At 69.9% G+C, this 13,387-nt stretch carries 14 protein-coding genes; 3 read left to right on the top strand and 11 right to left on the bottom strand.

Annotated elements, in window-relative coordinates; translation table 11 throughout:
• Window positions 1–76: 76 nt before the first annotated feature.
• Window positions 77–2,104: an ATP-binding cassette domain-containing protein gene (locus L687_RS42965; protein WP_021198275.1), complete on the top strand. Its 2,028-nt coding sequence runs from the start codon at window positions 77–79 to the stop codon at window positions 2,102–2,104.
• A gap of 103 nt (window positions 2,105–2,207) precedes the next feature.
• On the opposite strand, the gene L687_RS23665 is transcribed toward L687_RS42965, so the two are convergent.
• On the bottom strand, window positions 2,208–2,657 hold the full coding sequence (locus L687_RS23665) for a hypothetical protein (protein ID WP_021198274.1): 450 nt from the start codon (window positions 2,655–2,657) through the stop codon (window positions 2,208–2,210).
• A 134-nt stretch (window positions 2,658–2,791) separates the two neighbouring features.
• Between L687_RS23665 and L687_RS23660 the strand changes: the two genes are divergently transcribed.
• Window positions 2,792–4,261, top strand: a complete 1,470-nt coding sequence (locus L687_RS23660; protein WP_021198273.1) for an HNH endonuclease signature motif containing protein — start codon at window positions 2,792–2,794, stop codon at window positions 4,259–4,261.
• 12 nt (window positions 4,262–4,273) lie between these two features.
• Here L687_RS23660 and hemL read toward each other — a convergent pair whose 3' ends face one another.
• From hemL to L687_RS23610, 10 genes are all read right to left on the bottom strand, one after another.
• Entirely contained in the window at window positions 4,274–5,596 is a 1,323-nt protein-coding gene (gene hemL / locus L687_RS23655; RefSeq protein WP_021198272.1) for a glutamate-1-semialdehyde 2,1-aminomutase, read from the bottom strand.
• Window positions 5,597–5,618: 22 nt separating this feature from the next.
• Window positions 5,619–6,596 carry a porphobilinogen synthase gene (gene hemB, locus L687_RS23650; RefSeq protein ID WP_021198271.1) on the bottom strand — a complete coding sequence of 326 codons (978 nt, stop codon included), beginning with the start codon at window positions 6,594–6,596 and terminating at the stop codon, window positions 5,619–5,621.
• Window positions 6,593–7,390 (bottom strand): uroporphyrinogen-III synthase, encoded by a 798-nt coding sequence (locus L687_RS23645; protein WP_021198270.1) that lies wholly within the window; start codon window positions 7,388–7,390, stop codon window positions 6,593–6,595. Before L687_RS23645 ends, hemB begins: the two co-directional genes overlap by 4 nt.
• A complete protein-coding gene (gene hemC / locus L687_RS23640; RefSeq protein ID WP_021198269.1) occupies window positions 7,387–8,382 on the bottom strand; it encodes a hydroxymethylbilane synthase in 996 nt (331 codons plus the stop codon). Before hemC ends, L687_RS23645 begins: the two co-directional genes overlap by 4 nt.
• A 4-nt stretch (window positions 8,383–8,386) precedes the next feature.
• Window positions 8,387–9,067, bottom strand: coding sequence for a hydrogen peroxide-dependent heme synthase (hemQ, locus tag L687_RS23635; protein WP_021198268.1), 681 nt, complete (start codon window positions 9,065–9,067; stop codon window positions 8,387–8,389).
• A 79-nt stretch (window positions 9,068–9,146) separates the two neighbouring features.
• Window positions 9,147–9,419 (bottom strand): hypothetical protein, encoded by a 273-nt coding sequence (locus L687_RS23630; protein WP_021198267.1) that lies wholly within the window; start codon window positions 9,417–9,419, stop codon window positions 9,147–9,149.
• On the bottom strand, window positions 9,406–9,813 hold the full coding sequence (locus L687_RS23625; protein WP_021198266.1) for a phage holin family protein: 408 nt from the start codon (window positions 9,811–9,813) through the stop codon (window positions 9,406–9,408). Before L687_RS23625 ends, L687_RS23630 begins: the two co-directional genes overlap by 14 nt.
• Window position 9,814: 1 nt before the next feature.
• Complete coding sequence (locus L687_RS23620; protein ID WP_021198265.1) at window positions 9,815–10,273, bottom strand: hypothetical protein; 459 nt, start codon at window positions 10,271–10,273, stop codon at window positions 9,815–9,817.
• 162 nt (window positions 10,274–10,435) lie between these two features.
• Entirely contained in the window at window positions 10,436–12,037 is a 1,602-nt protein-coding gene (locus L687_RS23615) for a protoporphyrinogen/coproporphyrinogen oxidase (RefSeq protein WP_021198264.1), read from the bottom strand.
• A 46-nt stretch (window positions 12,038–12,083) separates the two neighbouring features.
• Entirely contained in the window at window positions 12,084–12,416 is a 333-nt protein-coding gene (locus L687_RS23610; RefSeq protein ID WP_021198263.1) for a metalloregulator ArsR/SmtB family transcription factor, read from the bottom strand.
• Window positions 12,417–12,483: 67 nt separating this feature from the next.
• Between L687_RS23610 and L687_RS23605 the strand changes: the two genes are divergently transcribed.
• Window positions 12,484–13,386: an NAD(P)H-binding protein gene (locus L687_RS23605; RefSeq protein WP_021198262.1), complete on the top strand. Its 903-nt coding sequence runs from the start codon at window positions 12,484–12,486 to the stop codon at window positions 13,384–13,386.
• Window position 13,387: the final 1 nt, after the last annotated feature.

The following is a 13,387-nucleotide window of genomic DNA, read 5'->3' as shown; positions in this document are numbered from 1 at the left end:
CGCGCGAAATGCGGGATCCGACAGGGTTTTCCGGCAGGATAGGGAGGAACTGTTCAAATGCGACGAGAGGTCACGGATGCCTGAAGGACAGGTGCTCGAGTTCACGCACGTGACGAAGCGCTTCAATGAGGTGACCGCCGTCTCGGACTTCTCCGCGCGCGTCGAGCCCGGAGCCGTCACCGCCTTCCTCGGCCCGAACGGAGCCGGCAAAACCACCACGTTGCGCATCCTGCTCGGCCAGGTGCGCGCCACATCCGGCACGGCGACGATCGGCGGCACGACGTATGCCGAGCTCCGCCAGCCGCTGCGCACGATCGGCGCGGTGCTCGAAGAGACCGTCTACCGTCCCCGTCGCACCGCCGAGCGCCAGCTGACCATCGCCGCCAAGGCGAACGGCATCCCGCTGGCACGCGTCGGCGAAGTGCTCTCCCTGGTCGGCCTCGAGGGCGAGGGCGACTCGCGCATCGGCGGCTTCTCGCTCGGCATGCGTCAGCGGCTCAGCGTCGCGAACGCGCTCCTCGGCGACCCCGGGGCCCTCGTCTTCGACGAGCCGGCCAACGGACTCGACCCCGAGGGGATCCGCTGGATGCGACTCCTGATGCGTCGCCTCGCCGACGAGGGACGCACGGTCCTCGTGTCGTCGCACGTCCTCAGCGAGGTCGAACAGGTCGCCGACAACGTGCTCGTGCTCTCGAAGGGCACGCTCGTGCTGGCCAGCGGAATCGAGACGCTCGCCGACCCCAAGGGCGGCTCCGTGATCGTGGACGCCGCGGATCGCGCCGGGCTGACGTCCGCGCTCGCTGCGGCCGGGTTCGACATCGAAGTGCTGCGCTCGGGTCTGACCGTGCGCGGCGGAGACGCCGAGACCGTGGGAGCCGTCGCGGCCGACGCCGGCATCGCCCTGAGCACTCTGGTGCAGCGCGGGCCGACTCTCGAAGACGTCTTCATCGACCTGATGCGGGGTGGCCGGTTCGCGCCGAGCGCTCCCGCAACGGCGACCCCGCTCGTCGCGCCGAACACCCCCGAGATTGCGCCCGAGGAGTCGACTCCCGCAGAGGCCGCTCCCGAAGAAGCATCTCCGGCACCCGCCGACTCCGTGGTCGCCATCCCGGTGGCCGCAGCAGCCGCCTGGGCGGCCGAGGCTGCGTCTACTCCCGCAGGCGAGGCCGTGGCCTCGAATCTGGCAGCCTCCGTCGGCTCTGACGCATCCGAGGCAGAGGGCGCAGAGAGCGCTGCGGACGAATCGCCTGCCGACACTGGTTCCACCGATGCGATCGCGACCGGTGAGTCGACGCCCGAGGAGGAGACTCCCGCCGAAGAGGCTCCGGACGAAGAAGATTCTGTCGACGAAGCACCGGACGAAGGAGCGCCGGTCGATGAGTCCGGCGGCGTCGCCCCGGGTCCGTTCGAGGTGGGCGACGCCCCAGCCCTCGGCGAACAGTCCACCGACGAACAGGCTCCGGCTCGATCCTTCGATGAGATCCTGTTCGGCGCCGCCGTGCCGGCGGACACCGCAGACACGACGCCGTCCGACCTGACCTCCGGTGACGAGGACCACAGCGGGGTCGAGATCTTCGCGGATCTCGACGACGCATCGGGCACCACGGAATCGGACGCGCCGTCCTCCCACAGCGATGGCCCCTCATCCGCCGACACCGAGGACACCAGCTCTTCCGAGGATGACGAGGAGGACCCGCGCTCGGCAGCGGTGAGTTCCATGCTCGCGGCCGCCGCCCGCGCGTACTACGAGGACGAACCCAAGGACTACCCGCTGGGCGCAGAGGACGAGCCCGCCCAGGGCGCGGCGTCGGACAGCGAGGCTGCGGACAGCGAGGCTGCGGACGGCGAGGCTGCGGACGGCGAGGTTGCGGACGGCGAGGTTGCGGACGTCGATACGCCGGAGGCCCCCGCGGAGAACGCACACTGGAGCGTCGCCTCCACGGGCGTCATCGACACCGTGCCCCTGGCCGAGGGTTCCGCGGGAGGCGACGAGACGACTCCCGATGACTCTGACGAGAGCACTCGCGAGAACCACGACGGCGAGAACCACGACGGCGAGAACCACGACGGCGAGAACCAGCACGGGGATCACCAGCACGGCTGAGCGACTCGGCTGACGAGAACGCCCTCCGGACCTGCGGGTCTGGAGGGCGTTCTGCGTTGAGGGGAGGCCGTGCATCGCGAGGCACGGCTTACCGACGTCGGCGTCAGGCGGGCCGGGGGCGGATGACGGGGCGTCGTCGTCCCTTCGAGACCGGGACCGGTGCCGTGGCCACGATCTCCTCGACGTTCGCCGGTTCGGTCGAGACATCGAGCCGGAGTGCCTGAGTGAGCGCGAGCCCGTGGCTGGTGGTGAGGATCAGTCGGCGGTACTGCGGGTCGCCTTCGAGATCGATCACGACGCTCGGGCGACGCCGGCGGATCAGCACGAAGTCGAGGCTGCCCGCGGCCTTCCAGCTGCCTGCGGCGAGAACACCGGGAATGTGCGTCCCCGGGTTCGGGACGCCGCGGAGCCAGGTCCAGGCGTCTTCCGTCAGCTGCACCTTGGTGATGGTGTCGCGCGCGATACGGAGGTTGTCACGGTGGAAGGTGGCGGCACGTTCGATCGGCGAGAGCACGACCTCCAGTTGCGTCTGGTCCAGCAGCAACGTCACCATGTCCCCCAGTCTGCCAGCGCGGCCCTGCCAGTTGTCTGGAAGTTGCTCACAGGAACGCAACGATCCCTTGTCGATCAGCACCAGTCATCATGATTCCCCTTCCGTCGTTCGAACATATGTACTATACTCGAAGAATGAAGGCATCTGCGAACAGCATCGATCAGCGCGAGGCCCTGCTCGATGCCTGGGTGGAGAAGCGGCGAGGCATCGCGGCGCTCGAAGCTGAAGCCTCCGCCCTCCTCGCCGATCGACTTCGGCTGCTCGACGACGATGTCCGCGAGCAGCCGCAGCATCGCGATTCGATCCATCGGTCGATGATCGCGGAGTACTCTGCGGCCGGTCGCATGTCGAAGGGCAGCATCGAGTACGCCTTCAGCGACGCCCACTTCCTCGAGGCCGAGCACCCCATCGTGCGAGACGCGTTCCGCCGCGGTGCGCTCAGTGCGGCCCATGTCCGAGAGATCGTGCGGGAGGGAATCATCGTGCGGCAGGGGGTCCGCGAGGGTCGAGTAGACGCCGAGACCCTCACCGTCTATGACACGGCGGCGCTCGTCGTGGCCGAACAGGACTCTCCCGCGCGCACCCGCACGATGGTGCGCCAGATCGCCTCCTCCCTCGCCGGCGAGACCGTGGTCGAGCGTCACCGACGGGCCCACGGCGAGCGATCGGTCACGTTGAGGGCGCTCGACGACGGCCTCGCACTGCTCCAGGTCGTGCTTCCGGAGTACCTCGCCCACGCGATTCTCGACCGCCTGACGCGGCTCGCACAGCACGTCATCGCCACCCGCGGTGATCGCGCCGCTCGCGCCGACGAGGTGCCGATGCTGTCTCCGGACGAGCTCGACTCGGGCACCGACCAGGTCTTCCTGCAGGATCTCGCCGCCGACGACTCCCGCCGAGACGACCCTGTGCTCAACAGGTATCCCGTCGACGACACCCGATTCGATGCCCACGTCATCTTCGGTGAGGGCGACACCTTCACGACCGATCCATCCCTCGGCGGCCCGCCCCTCCTGACCGACGAGCGCGGCATCGATGCGATGCGCGCCGACCTGCTCAGCGACCTACTCCTGACCACCGACCCCTCTACGGCCGAGGGCACCGCGCTGGAGAGCATCCGGGCGCGCATTCAGGTCACGATCGCTGCCGAGACGCTGGCAGGAGGAGACGAACGGCCGGCCGAGCTCGATGGGATCGGCGCGCTGCATCCCGACGTCGCCCGCGATCTCGCCGGTCGCAACGGAGGCTGGTCCCGCCTCTTCCTCGACGGCGCGGGCACCGTGACAGCCACAGCCTCCTACGCCCCGACGACGGCGATGCGGCGGCACCTTCAGGCCCGCGATCAGCATTGTCGATTCCCCGGGTGCCGCACACCGGTCCACAGGTGTCAGGTCGATCACAATCACGACCATGCCAAGGGCGGAAGCACGTCGATCGACAACCTCAGCCACTTCTGCGTGGGACACCACTCGCTGAAGCACCCCGACATCGCCGAGAAGCACCGTTGGCGTGCGAGACAGCTCCCCGGAGGCGACATCGAGTGGACCAGCCCACTCGGCCGCGTCTACACAGACGCGTCACCGCGCCGCGTCATGTTCGTCTGACCGGACTCGCGCCTACGGACGTGCGGCCGCCGCGGCAGCCGCAGCGGCGGGAAGAGCGGTCTCGATCTGCTGCAGTTCCTCCTCGCCGTGTGCCGCCGTGAGGAACCAGGCCTCGAACACGCTCGGCGGAAGAGCGACGCCCTGCTCGCGCAGCGAGTGGAAGAACGGCGCGTAGCGGAACGACTCCTGCGCCTGCGCTTCGGCATAGTTGCGCGGCGCCGAGGCCCGGAAAGAAGCGTTGAACAGGTTGCCGGCGGTGGCCACCGCGTGCGTGACACCGGCCGACGTGAGCGCGGCGTCGAGCGCGGTGGACACCCGAGCGGATGCGGCGTCGACGGTCGCATAGACCTCGGGGGTCGCGAGCCGCAGCGTCGCGAGACCCGCAGCGACCGAGAGCGGGTTTCCGGACAGTGTGCCCGCCTGGTAGACCGGCCCGAGCGGGGCCAGCAGGTCCATGACCTCGGCACGTCCACCGAGCGCGGCCAGCGGCATGCCCCCGCCGACGACCTTGCCGAACGTGAAGATGTCGGGCAGGTAGTCCTCGCCGGCGGCGGCCTGCAGCCCCCAGAATCCGGCCGGGTGCACCCGGAATCCGGTGAGCACCTCGTCGAGGATCATCAGTGCGCCATGAGCATGCGCGGTCTCGGCGATCAGACGGTTGAATCCGGGCAGCGGAGCGACCACGCCCATGTTCGCAGCCGAGGCCTCGACGATGACGGCGGCGATGCGCTGACCGTGCTCGGCGAACACGGCGGCCAGAGCCTCCGGGTCGTTGTAGCCGATCACGAGGGTCTGGGCGGCGATCGGCGCGGGCACCCCGGCGGAGCCCGGCAGCGCGAGCGTCGCGACGCCGGAACCGGCTTCCGCGAGAAGGCCGTCGGAGTGGCCGTGGTAGTGACCGGCGAACTTCACGAGCAGGTCGCGACCGGTGGCACCGCGCGCGAGGCGGATGGCCGTCATGGTCGCCTCGGTGCCCGTGGAGACCAGGCGCACGCGCTCGACGGGTCGGGTCTCGCCGAACCGCACACGGTCGGCGATCAGCGCGGCGAGTTCGACCTCGCCCTCGGTCGGAGCGCCGAACGAGAGCCCACGGGACGCGGCTTCCTGCACCGCGGCGACGATCTCCGGGTGCGCATGCCCGAGAAGCGCAGGACCCCACGAGGCGACGAGATCGACGTACTCGCGACCGGCGGCATCGGTGACCCTCGCGCCCTTCGCCGAGGCGAGGAACCGCGGCGTGCCGCCGACCGATCCGTAGGCGCGCACCGGCGAGTTGACCCCACCGGGAATCACCGCGCGGGCAGCGGAGAACAGGTCGTCGTTGCGGTCGGTCATGAAGGAGAGCTCCTCGCAGAAGTCAGTCGCGCAGCCAGCCGGCCGCTTCGGTGGCCCAGTAGGTGAGCACCGCATCCGCACCGGCGCGGCGGATGGAGAGAAGGGACTCGAGGATGGCCGCGCGACGGTCGATCCACCCGTTCGCACCGGCGGCCTCGATCATGGCGTACTCGCCGGAGACCTGATATGCCCACACTGGAATACTCACGGTGTCGCGCACCTCGCGCAGCACGTCGAGGAAGGCCATCGCCGGCTTCACCATGACGATGTCGGCTCCCTCGGCCTCATCGACGACGGCCTCGCGCACACCCTCGCGCCGGTTGCCCGGGTCGAGCTGGTACGTGCGACGATCGCCGGTGAGCTGAGAGTCGACAGCCTCGCGGAAGGGTCCGTAGAAGGCGCTGGCGTACTTCGCGGCATACGCGAGCAGGAGGGTGTCGGTGAACCCCTCGTCGTCGAGCGCCCGGCGGATCACCGCGACCTGGCCGTCCATCATCCCGGAAAGCCCCAGCAGCTGAGAACCTGCGCGCGCCTGTGCGAGCGCCATCGAGGTGTACCGCTCGAGAGTCGCGTCGTTGTCGACGGAGCCATCGGCGGCCAGAACGCCGCAGTGGCCGTGATCGGTGAACTCGTCCAGGCACAGGTCGGTCTGCACGACGAGCGCGTCGCCGACCTCGGCGGCCAGCGCCTCGGTCGCGACGTTCAGGATGCCGTGCGGATCGTCGGCTCCCGACCCGACGGCGTCGCGGACGGCGGGCACGCCGAACAGCATCACTCCGCCGACACCGGCCTCCGCCGCCTGGACCGCCGCCGCGCGCAGTGAATCCAGGGAGTGCTGAGCGACGCCGGGCATCGAGCCGATCTGCACGGGCTCGGAGATGCCTTCGCGCACGAAGAGCGGAAGCACGAGCTGTCGAGGCTGCAGCGAGGTCTCACGCACGAGATCTCGCACCGCCCGCGACTGCCGCAGACGCCTCAGTCGAACGTCGGGAAAGCTCACGGCGCGAACTCGTCGGCCGCGTGCGGAAGAGTGAAGTGCGAGACCGCATCGATGAGCGCGTCGACGGTCTGGCGGTCGGCGACGACCGACACGGGCAGGCCCGCACGCTGCGCGTCCTTCGCGGTCCGCGGTCCGATCGCGGCGAGCAGCGTCTCGTCCGGGATCTCCGGGAACTGCTCGCGCACCTGCTCGGCGACCGACCCACTGGTGATCAGGATTGCGTTGATCCGTCCGTTCTCGACGTCGCGGCGGATGCGCTCCGTCACCGGCACTCCCACCGTGCGATAGGCGACGACGCCGTGCACGTCGTGACCAGCCTCGGAGAGCAACCGGCTCAGCACCGGCTTCGCGATCTCGCTGCGCAGGGCGAGGATACGGCGCGGCTCCTTCTCGAGGGCGATGAGCTGCTGCGCCATCCCCTCGGCGGAGTTGTCCTGCTCGGGAACCAGCGTCACCTCGTAGCCGACCGCCTGCAGAGCCGCGGCGGTCGTCTCACCGACGGCGGCGATCTTGGTCGCACGCGGCACGACGGCCCGGTGCGCGAAGAGCACGTCGACGGTGGTGGCGCTGGTGACGGTCAGCCAGTCGAACTCCCCCGCGGCCAGTTGCGCGAGCGCGGAGTCGAGCGTCGCCTGATCGGTCGTCGGCGCGAAGTTGATGAGCGGCGCGACGACGGGCACGGCGCCCAGCGCGCGCAGACTCGCGGCGACGCTGTCGCCCCACGGCCCGCCACGGGGCACGAGGATGCGCCAGCCGTCCAGCGGTCGGTCCTGCTTGATTTCGGAAGTGGTCATGAGGATTGCTCTCGGGATACGAGGCCGGCCGCCCCTTGATCGAGCAGCCGACGGGCAACAGTGAACCCGAGCTCGCGCGCTGCGTGCATCGGGTCTGCACCATCGGCAGCATCCGCTCCATTGCCACTGCCGTTCCGACGAATATACTCCCCGTTCAGGTCTTCGGTGACGTCGAGGCCGATCCGGCGCCCTCCGTCAGCGGCATAGACGACCGTCCTGACCCGGATCGAGGAGCCGTCCACCACGGCGTGCGCGGCCATCGGCGCCTGGCATCCGGCATCCAGTCCCTGCAGGATCGCGCGCTCGACGGTGATGGCCAGACGGGTGTCGGCGTCGTCGAGACCGGCGAGAGCCGCGAGCAGCTCTTCCGGTGCATCGGCACGGGTCTCGACGGCGAGCGATCCCTGCCCGGGCGCGGTCGGCCATTCGGCGAGACCGAGCTCTTCCCGTCGCAGCGGAGACTTCGCTCCGAGTCTCGAGAGGCCCGCCGCCGCGAGGATCACCGCATCCAGCTCCCCGGACGCGACCCGGGCGAGACGGGAGTCGACGTTGCCGCGGATGTCGACCACCTCGGCGCCCGGCGCCCGACGACGCACCTGCGCGATACGCCGCGGCGAACCGGTTCCGACCGTGCTGCCGGAGCGCAGTTCGTGCAGTGCGGTGCCGTCGCGGGTGAGGACCACATCGCGCGGATCCTCACGCTTCGGCGTCGCGGCGATCACGAGGCCATCGGGGATCGCCGTCGGCAGATCCTTCAACGAGTGCACGAGAAAATCGCACTCCCCCGCGAACAGCGCCTCGCGAAGGCGCGTGGCGAAGATGCCCTGGCCGCCGATCTCGGAGAGGGATGCACGATTCGTGTCGCCCTCGCTGGTGATCGGGACGAGTTCGACCCGACGCCCCGAGAGCTTCTCGAGGGCCGTGGCGACATGGCCCGACTGCGCCTGCGCGAGCGCACTGCGACGGGTACCCAGACGGATGGGGGTGCTCATGGGCTTACTGGAGGACGTCCGCGATCTCGTCGAACCGGAGCCTGCGCCCCGTGTAGAAGGGCACCTCCTCCTTCACATACATGCGGGCATCGGTGTAGCGGAGGTCGCGCATCATGTCGACGAGGTCGGTGAGCTCATCGGCCTCGAGCGGAAGCAGCCACTCGTAGTCGCCGAGCGCGAACGACGCGACGGTGTTCGCGAGCACACCCTTGAAGGCGGCACCCTTGCGGCCGTGGTCGGCGAGCATCTTGCGACGCTCCTCCTCCGGCGCGAGGTACCACTCGGGCGTGCGCACGAACGGGTACAGGCACAGCCATTCCTTGGGGTCGACCCCGCGGAGGAAGCCCGGAACGTGCGAGCGGTTGAACTCGGCGTCGCGGTGCACGCCCATCACGTTCCACACCGGGAGCAGCGCACGCAGGAGTTCGGTGCGACGAAGGCGGCGGAGCGCCTTCTGCAGTTCCTCGGCGGTGTCGCCGTGCAGCCACACCATGAGGTCGGCATCGGCCTTGAGGCCGGAGACGTCGTAGAAGCCGCGGACGGTGACTCCGGAGTCCTCGATGTAGGAGACGATCGTCTCGAGCTCGGTCGAGTCGGTCTCCGTCACAGGGACGTCGGGGTTTCGTCGCCAGACAGCCCAGAGGGTGAAGCCGGACGGGTTCTCATCGCGCTCTTCGGACATCATGCTCCCCAGTCTGCCTCGTTTGCGCAGGAGCCGCTAATCACCCGCGAGGGCTGCTCACGGCATCCTGGAATGCCGCACCTCAGCGCGAGAGGAAGCGCGCGATCGCCCAGACCGCGCCCCCCACCGCCGCGGCGATGCCGACCGCGGCGGCGATCGCCCCGATCGGGTTGCGGTCCGCGAACACGCGGGCCTTCGCCGCCGCACGCGTCGATGCCTTCTCGACCCGGCGTGGGATGTTCCCCTTGACCTCGATCGCCGCGAGGGCGGCCTTCAGCTCGGCGCGGGCCGAGGCGACGGGGTCGACGATCCCGCCGGGAACGGCGGTACGCGGCAGCGACTCAGAATTCGTCATCGCCGGCCTCCTTCACGAGTCGGATGTCCTCGGCGACGGCCTGCGCCGGGTTCTGGCGCGCGAGCACCTTGCGGAACTTGAGGATCCCGAGTAGCGCGAACAGCAGCACGGCGAGGATCAGGATGCCGAACACCGCGATCGCGGAGAGCCACACGGGCCACCAGGAGGACAGCCCGGCGATCGCGAACACGAGGATCACCGGCACGGCCCAGAACAGGAAGAACAGCGCGACGAGGAACCACACGGAACCGATGCCGGCGTCCTTCGAGGTGCGCGAGATCCACGCCTTCGCGGCGTCGATCTCGGCCTTGACCAGATTCGTGACGAGTTCCGGCAGGTCTCCGAGGAGAGTCAGCAGGCTGTCGTCGGCGCGATCGCGGTATCCGCGGGGCATGTCAGGCGCCGGACTTCTTGGGGGCGGACTTCGCAGCCGGCTTCTTGGCCGCGGGCTTCTTCGCGGCGGGCTTGGCTGCGGTCTTGGTCGACGTCTTGCTCGACGAGGCATTCGACGACGCGGTGGCCTTCGCGGCTTCGACCGCCTCTTCCGTCGCCTCGGCGAGGTCTTCCGCCGCCTCGCGTCCTGTGGCGATGGCGGAGTCGAGCCGCTGACCGGGCGTGCCGTTGCCGCTGACCGACTTCGCGACCTTCACGACCCCGGTCCAGAGAGCGCCGGGGACGGCCGCGGCCTTGTCGCCGACGAAGCCCTTGACCTTGGTGACCTGCTCCTGCACGGGATCGAGGTTCCACACCTTGAGCCACTGCGTCTTGATCTGCTCGTAGCGCTCACGTCCGGCACGGGTGCCGAGGACGTAGCCCACGCCGAGCCCGACGACGAGTCCGATCTTCCCCTTCATGGGGTCTCCTCACCTTGTTCCGGTAGTCCGGCCAGATTCGCCCGGTTGGGACCGGCCGCAGGCTTTCGCACCCCGCGGCCAGGTACCCAGCGTAACCCCGTATGCCGATTTCGGCATCTATGGGTCAGAGGGTTGACACGGAGGGCACTCCCACTCCGACGATCAGTCCCACAACAGGGCGCGTCGCAGACGGTCGGCCTCGTCCCGCGCATCCGGGACCACCTGAGCGAGCCCCGTTCCCGCCAGCCAGGCCCCCACCGCGGCCACACCGGGCACCGCCTGGACAGCTGCGCGCGCCGCTGTGCGCCTTTCTCCGGACCCGATGATCGACGCCGGCTGCGACTGCACGAAGCGCCCACGATGCGAGGCGACGACGGCCGCAGGGCCGATGGCGACGCCGAGCAGGGCGGCGGCTTCTCGCCGCGCCAGGTCTGCGGCCGCGTCGTCGCTCAGGCCCGCGGTGGCCGCCGGCTCGCCCTGCGCGCCGAACGACACCCGAACGATCTGCCGAGCACCTGCGGCCTCGCGCACCCAGCCCCACTTCGCCGTCGAGTGGGTGAGCGCCTTGGCGGTGTGGCTGCCCGGGACGGTGAGCACGCCGGTACCGCGGGGCGGGGTGGCGAGTTCCGGCGCGTCGAGGAGGAGGGTGACGATCTCGATCTCGGGAGAGGCTGCGGCCTCTGTCTTCAGAAGGTCGGGCACCACCGAGGCGAGGAGTTCCCGCGCTGCGGATTCGGGGGTCGCGATGATGACGGCGTCGGCGGCGAGCTCCTCGATCACGGGCGGCGCGGAATCCTCGACGGCCGCCTGCAGCTCGACCACGAGCGGGTCTGCGTCGTCGACGCTCGAGGGAACCTCACGGGTAGGCGCGACCTCGACGTCGACAGTCCAGGCCGCCCCCACCTTGCGCACACGGCGCACGCGCACGCCCGTGCGCACGTCGGCGTCGAGCCGCACCAGGTCGGCGGCGAGCGCGTCGACGAGGGTGCTCATACCTCCGGAGAGTCCCTCCACGGCGGCTCCCGGTGTCGTAGAGGGGGCCTTCGCTGCTGGCGACTTCGCCCCCGACGCGGCGTGAGAGGCTTTCGCCGCAGCCTCGTCACGGAGCGTCTGCACAGCCCCCGAGAGGGAGCCGACCCGGGTCAGGGCGGCATTGAGTCCGGGCGCCGCGACATCGATGTCGACGTCGTCGGGAGAGGCGGAGTAGACACCGGTCGTCACGGGAGCGACGAGGCGATCCCGCACCTTCGCCCCCATGCGCGAGGCGACGAGCTTGCCGAGGCTGAGCTGGTGGCCGATCGTGAGTGGCGGCCGCACGCGATCCAGATAGGCGCGCCAGACGCCGGACCACCCGATGATGCGGCGGACGTCGGGCTGGAAAGGGTTGGCGGGGATGCCGAGGATGCCGCCGGCCGGGAGAGGTGCCGCGCCCACTCCGGGAATGCCGGCGAGCCATGCGCCGCCGGCCTGCGGGACCACGATGCGGTCGGCCAGTCCCAGCTCCTCGACGAGCGCTCGCACGAGGCCACCCCTGGTCGCGTAGCTCTCGGCGCCGGCATCGACGATCACGCCATCCAGATCGACTCGACGGATCGCGCCACCCAGATCGTCGGCAGCTTCGAGCACGGTGACGCGCATCCCGACCTTGGCGCACTCCCGCGCAGCGACGAGGCCCCCGATGCCGCCTCCGACCACGATGACATGCTTGTCCGCCGCACGGGCGGCGAGGTCGGACGGCTCGGCAGCGGAGGGCTCAGGGCTCATGCGTCAATTCTCGCACCGGGCCGGTCGGGCCCCGGCGACGGACGGTTCACGCCTCGACGGGCTCCGACGCACCGCGCCCGCGCTTGCGCACCTCGCGCAGCACGATCTGCTCAGGGCACACCGTGGAGAGGAAGTCGCCGACCGAGAGAGCCAGGCGCTCGCCGACGAGGGAGTAGAGGATGCGATTGGCGTCGCGGCGCTCGCTGATGAGTCCGGCCTGGCGGAGCACGCTCAGATGACGGGAGATGGTCGGGCCGCTCGCGGAGAAGCGCGACGCGATCTCGCCGGCCGCGAGCTCACCGTCCTTCAGGTCCTGCAGGATCTGGCGCCGCGTAGGGTGCGCCAGCGCTGCGAAGATGTCGGTCGCGCTGTCTGCCATGGTTGCAATATAGCACCTTTGCTAGATAGTGTTTAGCCGCGTAGCTAATGAGCGAAGGAGAGGCATCATGCGAGTTGCCATCACGGGCGGTACCGGTTTCGTCGGCAGGAACCTCGCCGAACGTCTCGACGATGCGGTCGTCGTCTCCCGTCGAAACGGCGTCGACATCACCGACGTCGACGCGCTGGCCTCCGCGTTCGAGGGGTGCGACGCCGTCGCGCACTGCGCCGGGATCAACCGCGAGATCGGAGAGCAGACCTTCCGTCGCGTGCACGTCGACGGCACGAGAGCCGTCGTGGAGGCCGCTCGCCGCGCGGGGGTGCAGCGCATCGTCCTCGTCAGCTTCCTCCGGGCACGCCCCGACTGCGGGTCCGGCTATCACGAGTCGAAGTGGGAGGCGGAGCAGATCGTGCGCGCCTCCGGCATCCCGCACACGATCCTCAAGTCCGGCATGATCTACGGCCCCGGCGACCACATGATCGACCACGTGACCAAGGCGGTGCGGACCCTGCCGTTCTTCTGGACCGTCGGATATCGCGAGCGCACGGCACGGCCGGTACCGGTCGAGGATGCGGTCGATGTACTCGTCGCCGCTCTCGAGGGCCGCATCGAGGAACCGACGATCGCCGTCATGGGGGCCGACGAGATCACGCTCGGCGAGGCCATCCGCCGCATCGCCCGCGTCGCCGGACGCCGACCCGCCTTCGTCCCCGTGCCGACATGGATGGTGCGCGCGCTGGCGCAGGTGACGGAGTGGACCATGGTCGTGCCGCTCGTCGCGAAGGCCCAGGCGCGGATGCTCGCCGAAGGCGTGAGCGAACCCGCGCCGTTCGCTCCGGAAGCACCCCTCGGGATCCGGCCGTCACGCCCGTTCGACGATGCGCGCATCCGCGAAGCACTTCCGCAGGGACGCTTCACCCTCGACGACCTGCGGATCACGCACCGCCTGCAGCCGGCACGGAGGGCCTGAG

It is taken from the genome of Microbacterium maritypicum MF109, assembly GCF_000455825.1.
In the GTDB taxonomy this organism is placed as follows: domain Bacteria; phylum Actinomycetota; class Actinomycetes; order Actinomycetales; family Microbacteriaceae; genus Microbacterium; species Microbacterium maritypicum_A.
This window is presented reverse-complemented; position numbering and strand designations above follow the sequence as displayed.

Bases quoted from the DNA above. Each gene is read 5' to 3' on its own strand.
- L687_RS23630 (WP_021198267.1), bottom strand. From the start codon at position 9,419: ATGACGAATTCTGAGTCGCTGCCGCGTACCGCCGTTCCCGGCGGGATC.
- L687_RS23610 (WP_021198263.1), bottom strand. From the start codon at position 12,416: ATGGCAGACAGCGCGACCGACATCTTCGCAGCGCTGGCGCACCCTACG.
- L687_RS23660 (WP_021198273.1), top strand. From the start codon at position 2,792: ATGAAGGCATCTGCGAACAGCATCGATCAGCGCGAGGCCCTGCTCGAT.
- hemC (WP_021198269.1), bottom strand. From the start codon at position 8,382: ATGAGCACCCCCATCCGTCTGGGTACCCGTCGCAGTGCGCTCGCGCAG.
- L687_RS23605 (WP_021198262.1), top strand. From the start codon at position 12,484: ATGCGAGTTGCCATCACGGGCGGTACCGGTTTCGTCGGCAGGAACCTC.
- hemQ (WP_021198268.1), bottom strand. From the start codon at position 9,067: ATGATGTCCGAAGAGCGCGATGAGAACCCGTCCGGCTTCACCCTCTGG.
- L687_RS23620 (WP_021198265.1), bottom strand. From the start codon at position 10,273: ATGAAGGGGAAGATCGGACTCGTCGTCGGGCTCGGCGTGGGCTACGTC.
- L687_RS23645 (WP_021198270.1), bottom strand. From the start codon at position 7,390: ATGACCACTTCCGAAATCAAGCAGGACCGACCGCTGGACGGCTGGCGC.
- L687_RS23615 (WP_021198264.1), bottom strand. From the start codon at position 12,037: ATGAGCCCTGAGCCCTCCGCTGCCGAGCCGTCCGACCTCGCCGCCCGT.
- L687_RS23665 (WP_021198274.1), bottom strand. From the start codon at position 2,657: ATGGTGACGTTGCTGCTGGACCAGACGCAACTGGAGGTCGTGCTCTCG.
- hemL (WP_021198272.1), bottom strand. From the start codon at position 5,596: ATGACCGACCGCAACGACGACCTGTTCTCCGCTGCCCGCGCGGTGATT.
- L687_RS23625 (WP_021198266.1), bottom strand. From the start codon at position 9,813: ATGCCCCGCGGATACCGCGATCGCGCCGACGACAGCCTGCTGACTCTC.
- L687_RS42965 (WP_021198275.1), top strand. From the start codon at position 77: ATGCCTGAAGGACAGGTGCTCGAGTTCACGCACGTGACGAAGCGCTTC.